This is a genomic window from Bradyrhizobium sp. Kon58 (genome assembly GCF_055807455.1).
Map to the genome: position 1 here is coordinate 1 of NZ_JBVVOT010000435.1, position 271 is coordinate 271.

The 271-nt window shown below is 70.1% G+C and carries 1 protein-coding gene; it reads left to right on the plus strand.

Going from position 1 to position 271, the window contains the following annotated elements; translation table 11 throughout:
* The coding region (locus AC0L20_RS41055; RefSeq protein ID WP_473295835.1) for a phosphopantetheine-binding protein at window positions 1–271 on the plus strand (271 nt) is incomplete at both ends.

Below are 271 nucleotides of genomic sequence, written 5' to 3' on the forward strand. Positions count from 1 at the left end.
CGTCAAACTCGCGGCCTTGCCCCTGACCGCCAACGGCAAGCTGGACCGCAAGGCCCTGCCGGCGCCCGACCAGGCGGCGCTGCTGACCCGTGACTATGCAGCGCCCCAGGGCGAGGTGGAAACCCGCCTGGCGCAGATCTGGGCCGAGGTGTTGCAGGTGCAGCAGGTCGGCCGGCATGACCACTTCTTCGAGCTGGGCGGGCACTCGTTGCTGGCCGTCAGCCTGATCGAGCGCATGCGCCAGGTGGGCCTGAGCGCCGATGTACGGGTG